We start from the raw sequence: 20,595 nt of genomic DNA, 5'->3' as shown, positions 1-20,595 counted from the left end.
AGTCTTCACCCTGACGGGCCTAGATTGACCTGACTCCTTTGAGATATCCCCTTCAAGCCCGCCCGCATGCGGGCTTTTTTTCGTCTTCAATATTGTCCATTCGTCGACAGGCTCTCCAATGAGTCTTTATTTATTACTTTTGCCGAGGCCTGACAAATTCGATAAAGTTAACCATTAGGTCAGCTTTTCGGCTTTTCAGCCCTTCGTATCGTCAGGAGGGCTCCTGAGACCAGAGATTTCCCTGTACACCATAACGACATGGGCGGAATTCATAACCGTCCAGAGGATGATCCATGTCCAACCGTGATATATCCCGGCGCTCCTTCCTGCAGGGCGGGTTGATTGCTGGCGTCAGCGTCACGCTGACCCCGCTCAGCTCCCAGGCGCTGGCTGCCTTGATGGAAAACAGCGTGACCGTGCCGTCCGAGCAATGGCTCGGCAACAACGGCAAGGCACGCATGCGCAACGACTCATTGTCCAAGGTCTGCGGCAGCAAGGTATTTGCCCGCGACATCCGGGCCAAGGACATGCCAGGCTGGCCGCAGCAACAAGGTCACGCGATGTTGCTCAAAACCATTCGCGCCGACCGCATTTATGACGGTTTCGACTTGTCGTTGCTTGGGGCCGATCTGCAGCCGGATCGCATCGTCACCGCTGAAGACCTGGACAAGGACGGCATCGTTTTCCCTGAAGACCACGCACCTGATCCGTTGCTGCCGACTGGCAAGGTGCCGATGTTCATCGGCCACCCGGTAGCGATCCTGATCTGGAACGATTTCGAGCGTTTCCGCCAGGCCAAGAACAAGCTCAAGTTCAACGACAAAGCGATCCGCTACGGCGCCGAGGCACCGTTTTACACGCGTGATCCTTATGGCAGTTTCCGTTACGTGCGGGTTGGTGGGGCGACCTCAGCGGATGAAGATGAATTCGCCAGCCTGAAGGACTCGATCCTGTTCCCGATGATTCGCGAACGGCGCCCGGTATGGAACGCCCAGCCGAACCTGCATGGCAACCTGACCGAACGCGGCCTGTTTTATGCCGATCGCATGAAGCAGCAACTGGAAACCCCGCCAGAAGGCTGGATGGTCTTCGACGAACGCTACAAGACACCGTCGATTGAACCGGCTGCAATGGAACCGGACAACGGCAATGGTTGGTACGACCCGGCAACCAAGACGCTGCATTTTGTCGTCGCAACCCAGTGCCCGCTGGAAGCTGCGACCGAAACCGCGAAGATGATCGCGCCGTCGCGTTTCGGCTTGAGCACGCTGAACATGCACCCTGGCTACACCGTCGGCTACGGCTCGAAAGACCACAACATTTTTGTCTACTACGCGGCGTTGGCGGCGTTGTATGGCGCCGGTGTACCGGTGCGTCTTGCCAACGACCGATACGAGCAATTCCAGAGCGGTATCAAGCGTCATCCGTTCGACATTCGCTACCAGTTGGCCGTCGATAAACAGGATCAAAGCTTCAAGATTTTCCGTGCGGACATGTCCATCGATGGCGGTGGTCGAATCAACTACAGCCCTTCGGTGGCGGCGGTCGGTGCGACGGCCGCGCAGTCGATTTACTACATGCCACAAAACGACCTGCAAGTGACCGCGTACCACTCGCGCGGCGTTGAAGCCGGCTCCATGCGTGGCTACGGCACGCTGCAAAGCATGGCTGCCACCGAGATGATGGTGGATGAAATCGCTGATCGTCTGGGTATCGACGCCATTGACCTGCGCAAGAAAAACGCGCTGCGGTCCGGGATGAAAAACACCCAGGGCGCAGTGCCGGCCGGTGCGTTGCGCCTGCATGAAATTCTCGAAAAAGCGGCTCATAACGAACTCTGGAAAAACCGCCACGCGCTGAAAAAACAAGAGGACGCCAAGGACCCGGAAAACTGGTACGGCATTGGCTTCGCCATTTGCCAGAAAGACTTCGGCACCGGTTCCGAAGCGCCGATGGCAAGTGTCGAATTTACCGCCGAAGGGCATATCACGCTGCGCCATATCGGCATCGAGATCGGTACCGGCATGTCCACTTCCCAGGCCTTGGTGGTCGCCGATTTCCTTGGCAACCCGGCCAGTGAAGTGAAGACCGGCGAAACAGAATGGAAGGAGCTGCAACTGACCAGCAGCGGCAACCCGTACCTCATGAGCCAGGCTGAGCAGGATGCCGTGCTGCGCAATCCGCGCTGGGTCGGCAAGATTGCCTCGGCGTCGTCGGCGACCAACTCCGCCTACTACTTCAGCCACGCCACCCGTGAAGCAGCGCGCGTGCTGTTCAACCACGGTCTGTGGCCGGCCGCCGTCGAAATCTGGCGTCAGGGGCCGTTCGGTGGTCAGGCCAACCCGTATGTGCTGCGCCGCGAAGACGCCCATTGGGTGGACGGCAAACTGACCGCCAACGGCATGGAACCGCTGCCATTTGCGGTGCTGGCCAAACGTGCCCATGAGCGCGGCCTGGTGACTGGCGCGACGGTGCACGGTTTCAACCGCTGGAGCTGGGCCGAGGCCGAGTACAGCATCAATGGCGTGCGCAAGCGTCTACCTCTCGACGGTCTCGCCGTGAAGTATGGCGACGGTGCGCCGAACGCGATCAAGGCACAGATGAACAGCGCCGGTTTCCACCTGCTGGATCGGCAGAACATTGCCTACCCGGCGACCCAGCTGAACAACGCGGCGGTGACCTATTACAGCCCCGTGGCGACGCTGGTTGAACTGAAAGTGAACAAGGGTTCGGGCGAGGTGAAAGTCCTCAACCATCACTCCTGGCTTGAATGTGGCCGGGTGCTGGTGCCAGAACTGGTCAAGGGCCAGCTCGAGGGCGGGATCGCCATGGGCATCGGCCACGCGCTGCTGGAAGAAATGCCACTGTACGAAGGTGGACCGGGGGAGGGTGACTGGAACTTCAACCGTTACCGTTTGCCGCGTGCCAAGGACGTCGCGGTGTGGACGCAGACCTCGGAAATCCTCCCGCCGTTGTCGCCGAGCGACCCGTCCAAGGGCATCGCCGAAGTGGTGATGATTCCGGTGGTGGGCGCCATTGCCAACGCCGTGGCCCACGCAATCGGCAAACGGGTCCGTGACCTGCCTATCACTCCAGCACGCATCAAGGAGGCCCTCAATGGCTAACCGTCCGCTTCAAATGACCCTCAATGGTCAATCCGTCGGTCCCGTCGAGGTCCCTGATGATCTGCCGATGATCGACTATCTGCACGAATACCGAAACCTGACCGGCTCGCGCCTGGGCTGCGGCCAGGGCATTTGTCACGCTTGCGTGGTGATTGTCGACAACCCCGACGGCACCAGTGAAGAAGTACGCACCTGCATCACCGGCGCGCATTACTTCGAGGGCAAGAAAGTCCGCACCATCGAAGGCCACGCGACCCGCGATGAAAACGGCAAGGTCACCGAACTGAATCCGATCCAGCAACGCTTTGTCGACGAGTTCGCCTTCCAGTGCAGTTATTGTGCCCCGGGCTTCGTCAACGCCGCGACCGTGCTGGTGGAAAAACTCCAGCGTCAGCCGATCAGAAAAAGCCAGCTGGAGGCGGTTATCGAAGACAGCCTCGGCCACCACATTTGCCGCTGCACCGGCTACGTGCGCTATTACAGCGCCACGCGCAACGTGCTGACCGATCTTGGCCTGGTCAAGGAGGGTTGAGCATGAAGCGACTACTTTCCAGCCTTGGCACGGCGGTTGGCCTGGCCGTTTCGCTGATGGCGATCCAGCAGGCCCAGGCAGCTGATCAGCAGCAGATCAAGCGCGGTGAATACCTGGCGCGGGCGGCGGACTGCATGGCTTGCCATACCGCGCCCGGTGGCGCGCCTTATGCGGGCGGACTGCCGATCGTGTCACCGTTCGGCACCATTTATGGCACTAACATCACCCCGGACAAGGATCACGGCATTGGTTTGTACAGCGATGATGAGTTCTTTGCCGCGCTGACTGAAGGCAAGCGTCGTGACGGCGCCAACCTGTACCCGGCGATGCCATACACCTCGTATCACCTGATGCCGCGTGAAGACTCCGATGCCATTCACGCGTACCTGAGGACGGTTGCGCCGATCAACCGTGCTGCACCGGTCACCAGCCTGAGCTTTCCGTTCAACGTGCGTATGGGGCTGATGGGCTGGAACATGCTCTACGGCAAGGACGTGAAACTGACGCCGGCTGAAGGCAAAAGTGAAGACTGGAAACGCGGCCAGTACCTGGTCGACGTACTCGGTCACTGTGGCGAATGCCACACGCCGCGTGGTTTGCCCGGCGCGATGCAGCAAGACAAACGCTTGACCGGCGGCCTGCTCAATGGCTATCTGGCGCCAAGCTTGCTCGCCAACGATCTGGCGGCACGCGGCTGGACGCATCAGGACCTGAGCTCCTTCCTCAAGCACGGCATGAGCGCTCAGGGTACGATGTTCAACGAGATGTTTCCGGTGTTCCATAACAGCACCCAGAACCTCAATGATCCGGACCTGGCGTCCATGGCGACTTTTCTGCTCGGCGACCCGCCACCGCAAGCGCGGGTGTTGAGCGAAGTGCCGTTGGACAAGATGACCGAAAGCGCCCAGCGCGGCCGTCAGGATTACCTGAACGTTTGCGCCGGTTGCCATGGCGTCAACGGCGAGGGCAAGCCGCACATTGCGGTGGCGATGCAAGGCAACACCACGTTGCGCCTGGAAGATCCGCGCAATCTGTTGCGGGTGATTGAGGACGGGATTGGCGAGCAAAAATTTGCCGGCTTCGAGCGTATGCAACCGATGCCGGGTTTCGCCGACAAGTTGAGCAATCAACAAATGACGGACCTGATCAGCTATTTGCGTCAGGCCTGGGGCGGTCAACCGGCTGATCTGTTGATCGGCCAGATCGAGCAATTGAAGGCAGATGCTCCCGTTGAGCACAAGGCACACTGATATGCAGCATCTTGACCTGCAAGTGGTTCGGCGAGCGTTGGCCTGGTCCAGCGCCGGTCAGCGTGTATGGCTCTGCAGCGTGCTCGGCACCTACGGCTCGGCGCCTCGTGCGCCGGGCTCGATGTTGGCGGTCAACGACAGCGGGCAATGGATTGGCTCGTTGTCGGGCGGCTGTGTCGAGGACGACTTTCTGGCGCGCATGGCCGAAGGGGCGTTTCTCGACGCCGTTTCGGTGGTGCGTTACGGCGAAGGCGATGATCCGCGCTCCACGATAAAACTGCCCTGCGGCGGGTTACTCGACGTGCTGGTGGAAAAGCTTGAGCCTGAGTGCGAGGTGCAAGCCCATCTGCGCGAACTGGAGTCCGCGTTGCTGGGGCAGCGTCGTTTGATTCGCGAAGTGAATCTGGCCAGCGGCGCACGCAGTCTACTGGTTGACCGTGAACACGGGCCGCGTATCGAACGGGAAATCGACCGGGTGCGTGTGCGTGTCGGTGCGGCCCAACGCTTGTTGCTCGCCGGTTATTCCAGTGTCGCCCAGGCGTGTGCCGAATTCGCGGTGGGGCTGGGTTTCGAGGTGATTCTGTGCGACCCGCGCGATGAGGTTCTCGAGGGTGTGGTCCTTGAGAACGTGGAGATTCGTCGTGAGTTGCCGTCGATGTTCATTGCCGATGGCGGCTGTCACAGCGATACCGCCGTGGTGGCGCTGACCCACGATCCGCGCATCGACGATTTGGCCATGATGGAAGCGGTGCGCACCGAGGCGTTTTACATCGGTGTGATGGGCTCGATGCAAACCTCGCAAAAGCGCTTTGAGCGTTTACGGCGTATCGGTGGTTTGGGCGAAGCTGAGCTGGCACGTATTCACGCGCCGATCGGGCTTAATCTGGGCAGCAAGACGCCGGCGGAAATCGCTTTGGCGGTGCTTGCCGATATTCTGCGTATACGCAGCGGTATAGCTCGGGATCAACTCTGAAAAACAGCGTGTCGGCGTGCTGCCGATCCCTGGCGAGTCCCGACTTCAGCGTATGAACCGAGACTTGCTTAGCGGAATCGAGGCAGTGGCCGGTCAACAGGTTTGAGTGATGTCAGCGCGTTCTGAATCAGCGGGGCATCTTTCTCGATGTCTTGCAGACGGTCGCGAATTTTCATCGCGGTGGGGTGGCCGCCATGGATGTCGACCCAGTCGGCGATTTCCTTGCAGGCAGCCGCCAAGCGCGCCTGACGTGAGTCGAGCAGGGTCAGCAGGGTAGTGATGGACTCTTTTTCGGACATGAGAAACACCTCCGTATCAGAGAAGCTTTTGATCGAGCAACAAAACGCTCGCCGGGCGCGAGCGTTTGCCGATGGGGCGCCGATCCTTCAGCTGGAATCAGTATAGACCCGCAATGCCAATGGCGGTGGAGCCGCATGCAGCCTGCGTTTCAGACTTTACGCGAGCTCCGTGAGCTGGCGGCATTGAGCCGTCGACACTCCTTCATGGCATCTTCCATATGCTCATAACCGTCGCCGATAAAGCCGCCCGTGCGCGTATCGGCGATCCGGTACCAGACCGCCGTTATCGGCTGCTGATGAGACACTTCACCCTCACGGCGACCCTGAGCGGTGGCCTTGTTGAAGCGTTTCACAACGAATATGTCTTCCATGGCGTCACCGACGCTCCTGTCGTGTACACATCAACTATAGAAGCAAGTTGAAAAGGTGCAAAAACGGTCTGTGCTGTTTGTCGACTTACGCGAGGACCGCCACCGCCTTGATTTGTGCCCACAGTTGCTGGCCGGGGTGCAGTTGCAAGTGATCGCGGGAGTAGCGGGTGATGCGCGCCAGCAAGGGGGTTCCGGCAGCGTCCAGGCGCACCAGCACGTGGGCGGCGTTGTCCGCGGAAATTTCGCTGGTCACCGTCACTGGCAGGCGATTGAGGATGCTGCTGAGTTCACCGCCCTGAAGACTCAGGCTGACATCGCGAGCCTGGACTTTGACACGCAACAACTTGCCCACGGCCAAAGGCGAATGCGCGACCCGCACGTTCAATTGGCTGCGGGGCAGTTGCAGGGTCAGCAGTTGATAATTGGCGTCGTAGTCCGTCACCTGACCCTCGATCACCACGCCGGCGTCGTCGCCCAAGGCCAGCGGCAGGTCGAGCCGCGCCAGCGTTTCGCCGACAGGTCCACTGGCCAGGGCTTTGCCGTAGCTGAGCAGGACAATGTGGTCGGCCAGTCGCGCGACTTCATCCTGCGAGTGACTGACGTACAGCACCGGGATTTCCAGTTCGTCGTGGAGTCGTTCGAGGTACGGCAGGATTTCACTTTTGCGCTGTGAATCCAGCGCTGCCAGTGGCTCGTCCATCAACAGTAGTTTCGGGCTGGTGAGCAGCGCGCGGGCGATGCCGATCCGCTGACGCTCGCCACCCGAGAGGTGTTGTGGATGACGGTCGAGCAAGTGGCCGATCCCCAGCAGTTCGGTGGCGTGCGCCATGTCGACCCGGCGTTGCTGGCGTGGAATGCGCCGCAGGCCAAACTCCAGGTTGGCCAGTACTGACAGATGAGGAAACAGGCTGGCCTCCTGAAACACGTAGCCCAGCGCCCGTTTATGCGGGGCGACAAAAAGCTTTTTACCGCTGTCCTGCCAGACTTCGTCATTGATCTGGATAAAGCCTTGCTCGGCCTTTTCCAGGCCGGCGATGCAGCGCAGGCAGGTGGTTTTACCTGAACCTGAATGACCGTACAGCGCCGTCACGCCGCGGCCGGGCAGGTGCAGGTCGACGTCCAGGGAAAAATCCGGGTAGCTCAGTTTCAGCCGAGCGTGAATCGTTGAGGTCATCGATCAGCTCCAGCCGGCTTTGGTTTTACGGCTGGAGTACAGCGCCAGCAATACCAGGAACGAGAACACCAGCATTGCCCCGGCCAGCCAGTGTGCCTGGCCATATTCCATGGCTTCGACATGATCGTAGATCTGCACTGACACCACGCGGGTTTTGTCCGGGATATTGCCGCCGATCATCAGCACCACGCCAAACTCACCGACGGTATGGGCGAAGCCGAGAATGGCCGCGGTGATAAAACCTGGCCTGGCCAGCGGCAAGATCACGTTGAAAAAAGTGTCCCAAGGGTTGGCGCGCAAGGTGGCGGCCACCTCCAGCGGACGCGGACCAATCGCCGAGAAGGCGTTCTGCAGTGGCTGGACGACAAAGGGCATCGAGTAGATAACCGAACCGATCACCAGCCCCGCAAAACTGAACGTCAGCGTGCCCAGCCCCAGTGCTTGGGTGAGCTGGCCGACGAACCCGTTAGGGCCGAGGGTCAGCAGCAAATAGAAGCCGATCACCGTCGGCGGCAACACCAGGGGCAGGGCGACGATGGCGCCGATGGGCCCGCGCAACCAGGAGCGGGTACGCGACAGCCACAACGCAATCGGAGTGCCGATGACCAGCAGGATGGCCGTCGTCAGGGAGGCCAGCTTGAGGGTCAGCCAGATGGCGGAAAAATCGGCACTCGATAGCGTCATTTAGAGTTGATAACCGTAGGACTTGATGACAGCAGCGGCTTTAGGCCCTTTGAGGTAGGCAACCAGCGCCTTGGCGGCCGGGTTGTCTTTGCCTTTGTTGAGGATCACTGCGTCCTGTTTGATCGGGTCGTGCATGTCGGCTGGAACGATCCACGCCGAACCGCTGGTGACTTTGCCGTCTTTATAGATCTGCGACAAGGCGACGAAGCCTATTTCCGCATTGCCGGTGGAGACGAACTGGTAGGCCTGGGTGATGTTCTGGCCTTCGACGATCTTGCCCTTGACCTTGTCGGTCAGGCCCAGTTTAGCCAATACCTGGGTGGCCGCCAGACCGTAAGGGGCGGCTTTCGGGTTGGCGATCGACAGGTGCTGATAGGTGTTGTCGCTGAGCACTTTGCCTTTGGCGTCAACGTAACCGTCCTTGGCCGACCACAGCGCCAGGGTGCCGATGGCGTAGGTGAAACGCGAACCTTTGACCGTGTCGCCTTCGCTCTCGAGTTTTTGCGGGGTGCTGTCGTCAGCCGACAGAAGCACTTCGAACGGCGCGCCGTTTTTGATCTGGGTGTAGAACTGACCCGTGGCGCCATAGGCGGCGACCAGTTTGTGCCCGGTGTCCTTTTCGAAGTCGGCGGCGATTGCCTGGATCGGTGCGGTGAAATTGGCCGCGACCGCGACCTGGACTTCATCGGCCTGGGCTGAGCCAAACGCGAACACGGCGAGCAAGGATGCCAGGCAAGTAGGGGCAAAACGTGAGGCACGAATAGTCATGAAGCGGCTCCGAGGTTGGCAGGTGCAGTGGGCAGTTTTTATTGGGGGTGGACTGCACCGATGCGAAAGGATGAAACGCTATATAGGTGAATATATAGCGAATTGCCAACAAACGGAACGTATCAAATACCACGCAATGAGCCGACACGCGCTCTGTTCCCCGTTACCTCCGTTACCTCCGTTACCTCCGTTACCCCGTATCTCGTAGCAGCTGCCGAGCCTGCGAGGCTGCGTTCGAGGACGAAGTCCTCGCAAAACCTGCAAACGCGGTTTACCTGAAAGAACGCGTGGCCTGATTCAGCGACTGCTGCGCAGCCGAACGCAGCCTCGCGGGCCCGGCAGCTGCGGGGGGATCGTTACCACGCAGAGCATGGGAACGATCAAACGGTGTTTAGCGACGCGCCATCAAGGCCAGCGCCTCGTCCGCCAGACGCCGGGTCAACTCAGCGGTCGGTAATTCAATCCCAAGCCGCAGCGCTTGTCCGGCCCAGAGGTTGCTGAAGTCCGCTTCATCCTTGGCACGCAGTGGCATCAGTGCGCCGCCGGCCAGCGGGAAGGCCGGTGCTTGCGGGCTGATCGGGCCGAGTTCGCGCATGACCCGGTTGAGAATGCCTCGCGCCGCCCGCCCGGTGAAAATATTGGTCAGCGCCGTCTCGCTTTCCTTGGCGCTGCGCAAGGCCCGGTGATGGGAGGCGCTGACCTTGGCTTCTGGGGTAAACAGGTAGGCGGTGCCCAGTTGCACGGCCGAGGCACCCAAGGCGAAGGCGGCGACAATCCCGCGCGCATCGCCGATCCCGCCCGCGGCGATCACCGGTACGCTGACGGCATCGACGATCTGCGGTACCAGGGCAAAGGTGCCGACCTGACTGTTCAGGTTATCGCTCAGAAACATCCCGCGATGGCCTCCGGCCTCGTAACCCATGGCGATAATCGCGTCGCAGCCATGCTGTTCCAGCCAGATCGCCTCATCGACGGTGGTTGCCGAGGAAAGGACCTTCGCGCCTGTGGCTTTGACCCGATCGAGCAGGGATTTTTCCGGGAGGCCGAAGTGAAAACTCACCACTGATGGACGGAACTCTTCGACCACCGCGCAGGCGGCGGCATCGAACGGTGCACGATTGGAAACCGGGGTCGGTGCGTCGAAGTCAGCGCCTAATTCGCGGTAATACGGTTCCAGCAGATTTTTCCATTGCTGAGCGCGTTGTTCGTCGGCCACGGGTGGTTGATGGCAGAAGTAATTCACATTGAACGGGTGCTGGCTGTGTTGCCGGATGACCTTCAGCTCTTCGCGTAACTGTTCGATGCTGAGCATGGCGGCGGGCATTGAGCCCAGGGCGCCGGCATTGCTGGCCGCAATGACCATGGCTGATCCGGTGGCGCCGGCCATGGGGGCCTGGATGATCGGCAATTCGATGCCGAGTAGATCAAGAATACGGGTGTCAGGCCACTGGCTCATCGGAACATCCTCCTTATGACAAGAGCGGCTTTTGTAGCAGCAGTCACCCCCTGAAGGCCAGTCGTCTTTAGGCGCAGATGCCGAGGGCATCGTCCGCGGTTGTGAATTCGCTCACGGCTTTTTAGTGCGGTGCTTGACTCGGTCTGCAGCCCACCCTGGCCGCGCTTGTGCCAGCGCTCGGGCTAATGGCATTGTGGCCGCTTGTGGTGGATGTGAATCGTTAACAACGGAGGAACTGTTCCATGGAGTTGAAGCAACTTGAGATTTCGCCATTCCGCGTATCGGGATTGCGTGTACGTACGCTCAACAGCGCTGAGCAGCAGGCAACTACTGCCAGGATTGGCCCGATGTGGCAGCGATTTTTTGTCGAAGGACTGTTTGACAAGATTGCCAACAAGCAACCGGAGTCACCGGCCTACGGGGTGTATTCCCACTATGAGTCCGATGCATCCGGGGCTTTCGATGTGACAGCCGGGGTGGCGGTCAATGAAGCCGCCCCCGGTTATGAAACCATTGAGGTGCAGGGCGGCCAGTACCTGGTTTTCGAGGCGAAGGGGCCGATGCCGGGCTGTGTCATCGAGGCGTGGGGCAGCATCTGGGCGTATTTCGAGGCCAATCCGCAGGTCAAACGCCGATTTGCCACCGACTTCGAGGCCTATACCGGCCCTGATTCAGTGGCCGTGCATATCGGCATTTTCTGAGATCGGGTTTCACGCGCAAGCAGTTGACGCTTGCGCTCCACCCCCCAGCGGTAGCCCGAGAGATCGCCATCGCTGCGTACCACCCGATGGCAGGGAATGGCCACCGCGAGGTTGTTGGCACCGCAAGCCTGGGCCACCGCACGGAAGGCTTTTGGCGCGCCGATGCGCTGGGCTATTTCGGCGTAGCTGGCGGTGCTGCCTGCCGGAATATCTCGCAGCGCCATCCACACCCGCTCCTGAAACGCCGTGCCGCGCACATCCAGCGGCAGGTCCAGGCCAAGCGCCGGGGCTTCGATGAAACCCACCACCTTGGCAATCAACTGCTCGAACTCATGGTCGGCGCCAATCAGGTTGGCCTGGCGGAACCGGTCTTGCAGGTCGCAGACCAACGCATGGGGATCATCCCCCAAGAGGATCGCGCATACCCCGCGTTGACTTTGTGCCACCAGAATCGCCCCTAATGAACACTGGCCAACGGCAAAGCGGATGTCGGTGTTCTGGCCCGCGGCGCGGTAGTCGCTGGGCTTCATGCCGAGCAGATGATCGGCGGACTCATAGAAACGGCTGTTGGAATTGAAGCCTGCGTCATACAGCGCGTCGGTTACCGAGCCGGCGACTTCCAGGCGTTCACGAACCCTGCGTGAACGTTGTGCAGTGGCATAGCCTTTGGGCGTCAGGCCTGTGACTGCCTTGAACACCCGGTGAAAGTGGAAGGCGCTCATTCGCGCGGTGTCTGCCAGCTCGTTCAAACTGGGCAATGTCTCGGCGGACTCGATCTGCCGACAGGCTGCGGCGACCAGTGTGGCGTGTTGCGCGGCGAGATGGGTCTGGTCCGCTGCTGCGCGTTTGCTCGGGCGATAACCGGCCGCCTGAGCCTGTTCCTCAGTGTCAAAAAACTCGACGTTTTCCGGTTTCGGCAGCCTTGAAAGGCTGCTGGGGCGGCAATAGATCCCGGTGGTTTTCACCGCGTAGACGAACTGACCGTCAGCACGCGGGTCGCGAGCCAGCACTGCGGACCAACGGGGATCTTGCTCTGTGGTGGGTTTGGCAGTGGTCATGGGGCGTTACCGGTAAAAGGTTCAGTTCAGCCTAGCGAGTGTGGGTGGTAAGGACACTCCGGCGCTTGCGGTCAAACTCCGGGTTTATCCCGCGGTGCGGAACGTGAAGTTGATCCGCTGTCCGCCCAGTTGTGGGTGATGACCCTCCTTGAGCGGCAGCACGCCGTGATAACGCAAGCGATCCACGCCGCCCCAGACCACGATGTCACCGTGAAACAGCGGCACTCGCAGGCTCTTGTCGCTGCGCTTGAAGCCGCCGAACAGGAACATCGCCGGCAGACCGAGGGACACCGAAACAATCGGCGGATCATAGGAGCGTTCATCCTTGTCCTGATGCAACGACATTTTAGCGCCCGGCAGGTATCGGTTGATCAGGCAGGCATCGGGCTCAAAGTGATGGAAACCGGCTGCTCGTGCGGCGGCCTGTGCCATTTCCCGAAAGACCTCGGGCATCGCCGGCCAAGGCTGGCCGCTGACGGGATCGATGCGAGTGTAGCGATAGCCGCTGCGATCGGTGGTCCAGCCCAGCGTGCCACAACTGCTCAAGCCGACAGACATGGTGAAGCCGCCGGGGGTGACCATCTGCCGAAACGGTGCGGCCAGTAAAACTTTCTCCAGCAGCGGCAGCAATTGCTCCACCCAGGGCAGGGCGAAACCCCGGAGAACGAAAGATTGTTCGCCGATTTGCTCGGTCCTGGCCGGTTGCCGGTCTTCATCGGCAAACAACTCGAAGGTGGTGGGAGGCATCGCTTTACTGCGCATCGTGAAAGATCACTCCAAGGGTATGCCGTTTGCCGCTGTGCAGGCGACTGACACCGTGGCGCAGGTTCACCCGGTAATCGCCGCGAACACCTTTGACCGGGCGCTGATGCACGGCAAAAATCAGTGCATCGCCTTTTGCAAGACTCATCACCATGGGCCGTGATTGCATCCGTGGGCGCTGCTCGGTGAGCACGAATTCGCCACCGGTAAAATCTTCGCCGGGAGCGGACAGCAGAATCGCCACTTGCAGCAGGAACACATGCTCGCCGTACAGATCCTGATGCAAACAGTTGTAGTCCTGCGGACCATATTGCAGCAACAGCGGCGTAGGGCGCTCCTGTCCCGCGTCATGACAACGTTGCAGGAAGGCTGCGTGCTCCGAGGGAAAGCGGCCGGGCAAGTCCAACCGTTCATTCCAGCGATTGGCCAGCGGGACAAGCCTTGAGTAGAGCGTGCCGCGCAGGCAAGCAACGATATCCGGCAGCGGGTATCTGAAATATTTGTACTCGCCGCGCCCGAAACCATGCCGGGCCATTATCACTTGCGAGCGGAAAAGCGCAGGCTGAGCGTAGAGCGCGCTGAGGTCTGCACATTGCTCGAGGCTGAGCAGTCCTTTGATTGTCGCGCAGCCGTCCCGGTCGAGGTCTTGCTCCAGGGAAGGCCAATCCAGTGCATTGATACGCGAGATCAGAGGCTGTTGGCCCATTGCACGGACACCATCGATATAACGCGCTACTGAGGTGTTGTGCGGCAAAGAAATGGACATGTCCGGCTCCTGAACTCAAGGTTGAGGTGTGCCAGTCTGGGGAGTACGAAGGCGGGCGACACTCCGGTGCTTGCGGTCGAACTCCGGAGTGGTTGTGCCAGGGCTTACAGCGCTTTGCTGACCTTTATATCGCTGATCCCGGACAAGTCGCCGTGAATCGCTGCAAGTGCCGCTCTGGCTTCTTCTTCGGTGCCGGTTTCAAGCTGGGCGAACTCGAAGCGGCGTTCTTCGTTGAGCTTGTATTTGATGACGTATTTAGTCGTTTGGGCCACGGTCGTACCTGTCTGTCGCAGTGCGGGCCGAGGTCTCAGCTGAGTTTCGAGCTGGACCGGCGGATGATTTTGATCGAGTGGGTCAGGGTCGGTTTGCGGGTCACGCTGATCGGCCGGCGGTTGACCGTGTCGATGGTGATGTTCCAGAAACCGGTGCTTGGCGCGGTGATTTTCGCAGGGAAGGTGTCGAATGCGCCGCCGTGGTAGGTATGGCGGCCGCCATTCTTGAAGCTGCGAAAATTGGCGTCGTTCATCAGGCGGATGTTGCACATTTGGGAGCATTGAATGACGACGATGTCATCTTCATTGAGGTGCTCGCGCTGGTGGATAAATTTCATGGGGGCGCCTCCAGAAGGGCTTTTTCTACAAAATCAAAACGATAGCATGGGCGATGGCGCAGTTTATCAGCCCGAACGGTTTATTATTGGGCTACCGCGAGGCGCTTTGACAATTAAAAACAGCTATTCGGGTTTTTATGGGTGATAAAGCAGCGGTCTCTGGAGAAAAACAGTATTTGTGCTGTCGGAGGGTCTTTAAGGGAGGATTCGTATGAAGCGGGGCTTTTGGGTACTGATGTTGGCAATGAGTGGTTGTGCGACAGTCTCGGACATTAGTCAGACGCTGCCGACCATGAATGTGATCTCGGGGAAAAAGCCCCAAGAGTACGCCAACTGCGTGGCCGGTAAGCTGGCCAAGACCCGTGGGGCGTTGCAGGTGGAGTCACACAAGAATGGCGTGCGGGTGATTGTTCCCGGAAAGTTGTCAGCGGACCCGGCTGCGGTGTTTGACATCGACGAGCGATCCGGTGGTAGCAGCATCAAGCTCCACGAGAGTATGTCCAATGTGCCGTTTCGGCCCGGAGATATCGGTAATGCCGCCAATGAGTGCATTTCCGGCTAAAACCTCTTCGCTTGCAAACGACACTATTGATGACGAAAAGCCCGGCCCGGTACCTGTTCAAGGTCCGGGACCGGGCTTTTTCGTGTCCGTAGAGTAAGTCACTCGATTGCCTGGAGTAAAACGCCAACCTCGCCTTGATTTCGCCATCTCGTACTGATGCCCGCATTGTGACGGGCAGGGCAATCACCTACTCTTTGTAGGCTTATGCTGAATAAGTCTAAGCCTATAACTAGAAAAAGGGAGTTCGAGATGGTTTTCAATCGGATTGTATTGGGCAGCCTGATGCTCATTGCCGTAAGCGGCGCTCATGCCGCAGATGGACAGAAAATATTTACTCAGGGCGGTGCACAGCCGGGTGCGACGGCTTGCTTTGCTTGCCACGGTGGCGACGGCATGGGTATGCCGGCAGCCGGTTTTCCGCGATTGGCCGGGTTGTCCGCCGGGTACCTGAGCAAGCAACTGGAGGACTTCAGAAACGGTTCGCGCGTCAGCGCGGTGATGCAGCCGTTGGCGAAAGCCTTGACTGAGGATGAAATTCAAGCGGTTTCCAGCACCTTGGCAGGCATGCCGGCCCCCAAGTCGCCACTCATCACGCGTAATGAAGTACCGAAGAGCCCCGGAGAAAAACTGGCGCTACGGGGTGCCTGGGATCGGCAGATTCCAGAGTGCGTGATGTGTCATGGGCCCGGCGGTGTTGGCGTCGGTGTCGCGTTTCCACCCTTGGTCGCTCAATCTGCCGGTTATCTGGTGGCGCAATTGAATGCCTGGCGTGACGGAACGCGCCACAACGATCCCAATGATCTGATGGGCCATATTGCCAAATCCCTGACCCCGGATGAAATCAACGCGGTGGCCGACTATTTCTCGACGCTGGGCAATCAGGAGGTCAAGCCATGAAATCTCGTTATGTTGTGCCACTGGCTGTTGCACTGTTGAGTCTCGACGTTGGCGCTGCATCGACCGTTATGGACGACCAGTCCGAACTGCAAACCCCGGCAACTGCCGCCGATCATGGCCAATATTTTCAACCGCCGGCCGAGCATGAATTACCGGATAACGCTTTTGGCAAAATGGTCCGGCAAGGCTACAGCCTGTTTGTCGATACCAAGCGCCAGGCGCCAGCGTTTGTCGGCAACGGGCTCAATTGCAGCAATTGCCACCTCGATCAAGGGCGCTTGGCCAATTCCGCGCCACTGTGGGGGGCTTACCCACTGTACCCGGCGTATCGCAAGAAGAATGACAAGGTGAATACCTTTGCCGAGCGTCTGCAAGGCTGTTTCCAGTACAGCATGAATGGCAAGCCGCCAGCGGCAGACAGCCCGGAGATCACCGCCTTGTCGGTGTATGCCTATTGGCTGGCAAGCAAGGCGCCTATCGGTGTCGAGTTACCGGGGCGCGGTTACCCAGAGGTGGCGAAACCGGCCAAGGGTTACGACATCGCTCAAGGCGGGCAGGTCTACAAGGCGCAATGTGCGGTGTGCCATGGTGACGCCGGGCAGGGGCAAAAAGTCGGCCAGGACTATGTGATGCCGCCGCTGTGGGGCAAGGACTCCTACAACTGGGGCGCCGGTATGCATCGGATCAATACGGCGGCTTCGTTCATCAAATACAACATGCCGTTGGGCAAGGCGCAGACCTTGAGCGATCAGCAGGCCTGGGACGTTGCAGCGTTCATCAATAGCCATGAGCGCCCTCAGGATCCTCGGCTGATTGACGGTTCCATTGAGAAAACCCGGGTGAAGTTCCACGCCAACGACGGGGTCAATCTGTACGGACAAACGGTTAATGGGGTGCTGATCGGGCAAGGCATCCGATAAACTGTCATCCATCGACACAATGCCGTCCGGGTTCGCGCGTGGGCGGCATTGTCATTTATGGAGTGGTCAATGAAGCGAGAGCAAGTAAGAGAGCGGCATGCAGAGGGGCACATCTCTGCGACGCATGTGATTCAAAACCCGGCAAACTCCGGGGAATGGATTGTGTTCTTCAAGAAAAGTGCAGGGCGCAGCTATTTCCTGGTGGATGAAAACGACGAGGTCGAATCATTCGCTCGGCTGGACGATTTGATCGAGACAGTACGTGGGCTCGGGATCAAATTTGCCGAAATTCACATGTGACGGCTCACAGCGTCTTGCCGGTTACTTGCACACCACTACGACGCTGCGGCTCTTGTAGTTGCCAACGTCGACGCCCAGGGTCTTGTCGCTTTCCTTGGTGGCTGGCGTGCCATCGGTGCCAATGATCCGATAGCCGGTACCAGCGCAGGAATCGTCAGCCATTTGATAACATTTGGCCCAGGAATTGGCTTCACCCGAGCAGTCGATCGACAGGCCTTGCTCGCCGTTATTCAGATAGGTTTTGGACGCAGTGGCGCAACCGCTCAAGGCCAACACCGCAATCAGAGCCAGGTATTTTTTCATAGGTGGGTCGTCAACCAGTGGAGAGGGTGTAAAGGGCACAAATCGCCCTGCAGCGAGATGCTATAGCGAACAGCCATTTCGGTACAGGCAAACACAAAAAAGCCCTGCACGTTGCAGGGCTCTTTCGAGCGGCGGTATTACTCAGGCTTGGCGCCACGGCGCTTGGGTGCAGGCGGGGTGTCTTGCAGCACCGAGGCGACTTCAATCGCCAACGCTTCCGTGGGGAAAGGCCCGGCGATATTTTCGCCGCTGACGCTGTCGACCCACCATTGGCCATCTTTGGCCTGATTGATCAGGTAACCGTTTACGCTTTTTGCTGCCGACATCTATCTGCCTCGTTGGCTGGTTCAATCGCGCAATGATAACACCCGGGCGCGTTCACTGGTCTAAAGTGAAGTCTTTGCGTTGTTCCGTACGTCTTGGCCTGGAGGCTAATCTGCGTCGTTGCGGAACTATCCGCCGGAATATTTCTCTATGATGGCATCGGTTAGCCAGTGCGGGGCATTGTAAGGTGCTCGCCGCCTGATTAGACTGCGCCGAAACTCGTACACACAGCCCTTTTAAGGACTTTTATGATCAAGAAATGCTTGTTCCCAGCAGCCGGTTACGGTACTCGCTTCCTGCCAGCGACTAAAGCCATGCCTAAAGAAATGCTGCCGGTGGTGAACAAGCCACTGATCCAGTACGGCGTTGAAGAAGCGCTGGACGCTGGTTTGACAGAAATCTCCATCGTGACCGGTCGTGGCAAACGCGCCCTGGAAGACCACTTCGACATCAGCTACGAGCTGGAAAACCAGATCAAAGGTACTGACAAAGAGAAGTACCTGGTCGGTATCCGCAAGCTGCTCGACGAGTGCTCGTTCTCCTACACCCGTCAAACCGAAATGAAAGGCCTGGGTCACGCGATTCTGACCGGTCGTCCATTGATCGGTGACGAACCGTTCGCGGTCGTGCTGGCGGACGACCTGTGCGTCAACCTGGAAGGCGACGGCGTACTGACCCAGATGGTCAAACTGTACAAACAGTACCGTTGCACCATCGTCGCGATCCAGGAAGTCGACCCGCAGGAAACCAACAAGTACGGCGTGATCGCTGGCGATTTGATCGGTGACGACCTGTACCGCGTCCGCAACATGGTCGAGAAGCCAAAGCCGGAAGATGCTCCATCCAACCTGGCAATCATTGGCCGTTACATCCTGACCCCGGACATCTTCAAGCTGATCGAAGAAACCGAGCCAGGCAAAGGTGGTGAGATCCAGATCACCGACGCCCTGATGAAGCAGGCGCAAGACGGTTGCGTGATTGCCTACAAGTTCAAAGGCACGCGTTTCGACTGCGGTGGCGCTGAAGGCTACATCGAAGCGACCAACTTCTGCTTCGAACACTTCTACAAGACGGGCAAGGCTTACTAAAAGCGCTTCGCTGTTTTGTTCTGAAAAGCCACCTTCGGGTGGCTTTTTCGTTTTTCGGCCCCATGTCATTCGTAGCGCTGACCGAGAAAGCTGCAGCGGGTATGCTTGTGGCCTGCCGAGGAGATTGAAAATGGCCTACGATTTTGACCTTTATGTGATTGGTGCCGGTTCCGGCGGTGTACGAGCAGCACGCTTCGCTGCAGGTTTTGGCGCGAAAGTGGCAGTGGCCGAGAGCCGCTATCTGGGCGGTACCTGCGTCAACGTTGGCTGCGTGCCGAAGAAGTTGTTGGTTTACGGGGCGCATTTTGCCGAAGACTTCGAGCAGTCGCAGGGCTTTGGCTGGTCGTTGGGCGAGGCGAATTTCGATTGGGCAACGCTGATCGCCAACAAGGATCGCGAGATCAATCGGCTGAACGGTATCTACCGCAATCTGCTGGTGGGCAGCGGCGTAACCTTGCATGAAGGTCACGCCAAAATCGTTGGTCCGCATGAGGTCGAGATCAACGGCGAACGGCATACCGCCAAGCATATTCTGATTGCCACGGGTGGCTGGCCGCAGATCCCCGAGATTCCGGGGCACGAGCACGCCATCAGCTCAAACCAGGCGTTTTTCCTCAAAGAGCTGCCCAAGCGCGTTCTGGTGGTCGGTGGCGGCTATATCGCCGTAGAGTTCGCCGGGATTTTCCACGGGCTGGGCGCTGAAACTACCCTGTTGTATCGCGGTGAACTGTTCCTGCGTGGCTTCGACGGTTCGGTGCGCAAGCATTTGCAGGAGGAACTGACCAAGCGCGGGATGAACCTGCAATTCAATGCCGATATCGAGCGCATCGAAAAACAGGCCGACGGCAGTTTGAACGTGACCCTCAAGGATGGTCGCGAGCTACAGGCGGACTGCGTGTTCTACGCGACGGGGCGCCGTCCGATGGTCGACAACCTGGGGTTGGAGAGCACTAAGGTCACGCTCGACAAAAAAGGCTTTGTCGAAGTCGACGAGCAGTATCAAACCGCTGAGCCATCCATTCTGGCGATTGGCGATGTGATCGGTCGCGTACAACTGACGCCGGTAGCCCTGGCTGAAGGCATGGCAGTGGCGCGTCGGCTGTTCAAACCTGAGCAGTATCGTCTGGTCGACTACAAGATGATTCCCACGGCCGTATTCAGCTTGCCGAACATCGGCACCGTTGGTCTGAGTGAAGAGCAGGCGAGGGAGGAGGGTTATGAGGTGCAGATTTTCGAAAGCCGTTTCCGGCCGATGAAACTGACCATGACCGAGTGCCAGGAGCGCACGTTGATGAAATTGGTGGTGGACGCCAAGACCGACAAGGTTCTGGGTTGCCACATGGTCGGCCCGGAAGCGGGTGAGATCGTTCAGGGCCTGGCGATTGCCTTGAAGGCTGGCGCCACCAAGCGCGATTTCGACGAAACCATCGGCGTGCATCCTACCGCTGCCGAAGAGTTCGTCACCATGCGCACACCGGTGGCGGGTTAATCGTCCTTCGGTACCTCTGAAGCTGCGTCTGGCTACGGAATTATCGAGCACCTCAGACCAAATGTGGGAGCGAGCTTGCTCGCGATGCGGCCATAACATTCACCATTGAGGGTGGCTGTTACACCGCTATCGCGAGCAAGCTCGCTCCCACAGTGCGAATTGGGCTCCGGATCGCTGAAAAGG

24 protein-coding genes are annotated in these 20,595 nt (G+C 59.0%); 11 read left to right on the top strand and 13 right to left on the bottom strand.

Annotated features, from left to right (window positions below):
* Nucleotides 1-293 precede the first annotated feature (293 nt).
* Genes AC1DIG_RS02055 through AC1DIG_RS02040 form a run of 4 tightly spaced genes read left to right on the top strand, consistent with a single transcriptional unit; the run spans nt 294 to nt 5,880 of the window.
* Nucleotides 294-3,125 carry a xanthine dehydrogenase family protein molybdopterin-binding subunit gene (locus tag AC1DIG_RS02055; RefSeq protein WP_477765911.1) on the top strand — a complete coding sequence of 944 codons (2,832 nt, stop codon included), beginning with the start codon at nt 294-296 and terminating at the stop codon, nt 3,123-3,125.
* Entirely contained in the window at nt 3,118-3,657 is a 540-nt protein-coding gene (locus AC1DIG_RS02050; RefSeq protein WP_477765910.1) for a (2Fe-2S)-binding protein, read from the top strand. The genes AC1DIG_RS02055 and AC1DIG_RS02050 overlap by 8 nt, the downstream gene beginning before the upstream one ends.
* 2 nt (nt 3,658-3,659) lie before the next feature.
* Nucleotides 3,660-4,907, top strand: a complete 1,248-nt coding sequence (locus AC1DIG_RS02045; protein ID WP_477765909.1) for a c-type cytochrome — start codon at nt 3,660-3,662, stop codon at nt 4,905-4,907.
* 1 nt (nt 4,908) lies between these two features.
* Nucleotides 4,909-5,880 (top strand): XdhC family protein, encoded by a 972-nt coding sequence (locus AC1DIG_RS02040; protein ID WP_477765908.1) that lies wholly within the window; start codon nt 4,909-4,911, stop codon nt 5,878-5,880.
* Between the two features lie 68 nt (nt 5,881-5,948).
* Here the strand turns inward: AC1DIG_RS02040 and AC1DIG_RS02035 are convergent, their stop codons facing one another.
* The 6 genes from AC1DIG_RS02035 to AC1DIG_RS02010 form a co-directional block, all read right to left on the bottom strand.
* Entirely contained in the window at nt 5,949-6,179 is a 231-nt protein-coding gene (locus AC1DIG_RS02035; protein WP_054597737.1) for a hypothetical protein, read from the bottom strand.
* Nucleotides 6,180-6,328: 149 nt separating this feature from the next.
* On the bottom strand, nt 6,329-6,550 hold the full coding sequence (locus AC1DIG_RS02030) for a hypothetical protein (protein ID WP_477765907.1): 222 nt from the start codon (nt 6,548-6,550) through the stop codon (nt 6,329-6,331).
* Between the two features lie 85 nt (nt 6,551-6,635).
* Nucleotides 6,636-7,724 (bottom strand): molybdenum ABC transporter ATP-binding protein, encoded by a 1,089-nt coding sequence (gene modC, locus AC1DIG_RS02025; RefSeq protein WP_477765906.1) that lies wholly within the window; start codon nt 7,722-7,724, stop codon nt 6,636-6,638.
* A 3-nt stretch (nt 7,725-7,727) separates the two neighbouring features.
* Nucleotides 7,728-8,408 carry a molybdate ABC transporter permease subunit gene (gene modB / locus AC1DIG_RS02020; protein WP_477765905.1) on the bottom strand — a complete coding sequence of 227 codons (681 nt, stop codon included), beginning with the start codon at nt 8,406-8,408 and terminating at the stop codon, nt 7,728-7,730.
* On the bottom strand, nt 8,409-9,176 hold the full coding sequence (gene modA / locus AC1DIG_RS02015) for a molybdate ABC transporter substrate-binding protein (protein WP_477765904.1): 768 nt from the start codon (nt 9,174-9,176) through the stop codon (nt 8,409-8,411).
* Nucleotides 9,177-9,567: 391 nt separating this feature from the next.
* Nucleotides 9,568-10,632: an NAD(P)H-dependent flavin oxidoreductase gene (locus AC1DIG_RS02010; RefSeq protein WP_477765903.1), complete on the bottom strand. Its 1,065-nt coding sequence runs from the start codon at nt 10,630-10,632 to the stop codon at nt 9,568-9,570.
* 242 nt (nt 10,633-10,874) lie between these two features.
* Between AC1DIG_RS02010 and AC1DIG_RS02005 the strand changes: the two genes are divergently transcribed.
* On the top strand, nt 10,875-11,333 hold the full coding sequence (locus tag AC1DIG_RS02005) for a GyrI-like domain-containing protein (protein WP_477765902.1): 459 nt from the start codon (nt 10,875-10,877) through the stop codon (nt 11,331-11,333).
* Here the strand turns inward: AC1DIG_RS02005 and ada are convergent.
* From ada to AC1DIG_RS01980, 5 genes are all read right to left on the bottom strand, one after another.
* Nucleotides 11,288-12,391, bottom strand: coding sequence for a bifunctional DNA-binding transcriptional regulator/O6-methylguanine-DNA methyltransferase Ada (gene ada / locus AC1DIG_RS02000; RefSeq protein WP_477765901.1), 1,104 nt, complete (start codon nt 12,389-12,391; stop codon nt 11,288-11,290). The genes AC1DIG_RS02005 and ada overlap by 46 nt on opposite strands.
* 84 nt (nt 12,392-12,475) lie before the next feature.
* Nucleotides 12,476-13,153: a DNA oxidative demethylase AlkB gene (gene alkB, locus AC1DIG_RS01995; protein ID WP_477765900.1), complete on the bottom strand. Its 678-nt coding sequence runs from the start codon at nt 13,151-13,153 to the stop codon at nt 12,476-12,478.
* Nucleotides 13,143-13,859 (bottom strand): 2OG-Fe(II) oxygenase, encoded by a 717-nt coding sequence (locus tag AC1DIG_RS01990; RefSeq protein WP_477766074.1) that lies wholly within the window; start codon nt 13,857-13,859, stop codon nt 13,143-13,145. Before AC1DIG_RS01990 ends, alkB begins: the two co-directional genes overlap by 11 nt.
* A 164-nt stretch (nt 13,860-14,023) precedes the next feature.
* The gene (locus AC1DIG_RS01985; RefSeq protein ID WP_477765899.1) at nt 14,024-14,191 is read right to left on the bottom strand and encodes a hypothetical protein; all 168 of its coding nucleotides are present in this window, start codon (nt 14,189-14,191) and stop codon (nt 14,024-14,026) included.
* A gap of 35 nt (nt 14,192-14,226) precedes the next feature.
* Entirely contained in the window at nt 14,227-14,529 is a 303-nt protein-coding gene (locus tag AC1DIG_RS01980) for a DUF1883 domain-containing protein (RefSeq protein ID WP_019690029.1), read from the bottom strand.
* 211 nt (nt 14,530-14,740) lie between these two features.
* On the opposite strand from AC1DIG_RS01980, the gene AC1DIG_RS01975 reads away from it, so the two are divergent.
* From AC1DIG_RS01975 to AC1DIG_RS01960, 4 genes are all read left to right on the top strand, one after another.
* Nucleotides 14,741-15,091, top strand: coding sequence for a hypothetical protein (locus AC1DIG_RS01975; RefSeq protein WP_477765898.1), 351 nt, complete (start codon nt 14,741-14,743; stop codon nt 15,089-15,091).
* A gap of 249 nt (nt 15,092-15,340) precedes the next feature.
* A complete protein-coding gene (locus tag AC1DIG_RS01970; protein WP_477765897.1) occupies nt 15,341-15,988 on the top strand; it encodes a c-type cytochrome in 648 nt (215 codons plus the stop codon).
* Nucleotides 15,989-16,056: 68 nt separating this feature from the next.
* Nucleotides 16,057-16,908 (top strand): c-type cytochrome, encoded by an 852-nt coding sequence (locus AC1DIG_RS01965; RefSeq protein ID WP_477766073.1) that lies wholly within the window; start codon nt 16,057-16,059, stop codon nt 16,906-16,908.
* A gap of 69 nt (nt 16,909-16,977) precedes the next feature.
* Nucleotides 16,978-17,208 carry a hypothetical protein gene (locus tag AC1DIG_RS01960; RefSeq protein WP_145020665.1) on the top strand — a complete coding sequence of 77 codons (231 nt, stop codon included), beginning with the start codon at nt 16,978-16,980 and terminating at the stop codon, nt 17,206-17,208.
* Nucleotides 17,209-17,229: 21 nt separating this feature from the next.
* On the opposite strand, the gene AC1DIG_RS01955 is transcribed toward AC1DIG_RS01960, so the two are convergent.
* Together AC1DIG_RS01955 and AC1DIG_RS01950 are read right to left on the bottom strand one after the other, a co-directional pair.
* Entirely contained in the window at nt 17,230-17,511 is a 282-nt protein-coding gene (locus tag AC1DIG_RS01955; RefSeq protein WP_054597726.1) for a hypothetical protein, read from the bottom strand.
* A 137-nt stretch (nt 17,512-17,648) separates the two neighbouring features.
* Entirely contained in the window at nt 17,649-17,837 is a 189-nt protein-coding gene (locus AC1DIG_RS01950; protein WP_145020662.1) for a hypothetical protein, read from the bottom strand.
* 246 nt (nt 17,838-18,083) lie between these two features.
* Here AC1DIG_RS01950 and galU point away from each other — a divergent pair, with 246 nt between their 5' ends.
* Nucleotides 18,084-18,923 (top strand): UTP--glucose-1-phosphate uridylyltransferase GalU, encoded by an 840-nt coding sequence (gene galU, locus AC1DIG_RS01945; RefSeq protein ID WP_145020659.1) that lies wholly within the window; start codon nt 18,084-18,086, stop codon nt 18,921-18,923.
* A gap of 130 nt (nt 18,924-19,053) precedes the next feature.
* Nucleotides 19,054-20,412, top strand: a complete 1,359-nt coding sequence (gorA, locus tag AC1DIG_RS01940) for a glutathione-disulfide reductase (RefSeq protein ID WP_477765896.1) — start codon at nt 19,054-19,056, stop codon at nt 20,410-20,412.
* Nucleotides 20,413-20,595: the final 183 nt, after the last annotated feature.

This window comes from Pseudomonas sp. 05N431 (assembly GCF_056397005.1).
The sequence above is the reverse complement of the archived record's forward strand: the minus strand, read 5'-3'. Positions and strand labels throughout refer to the sequence as shown.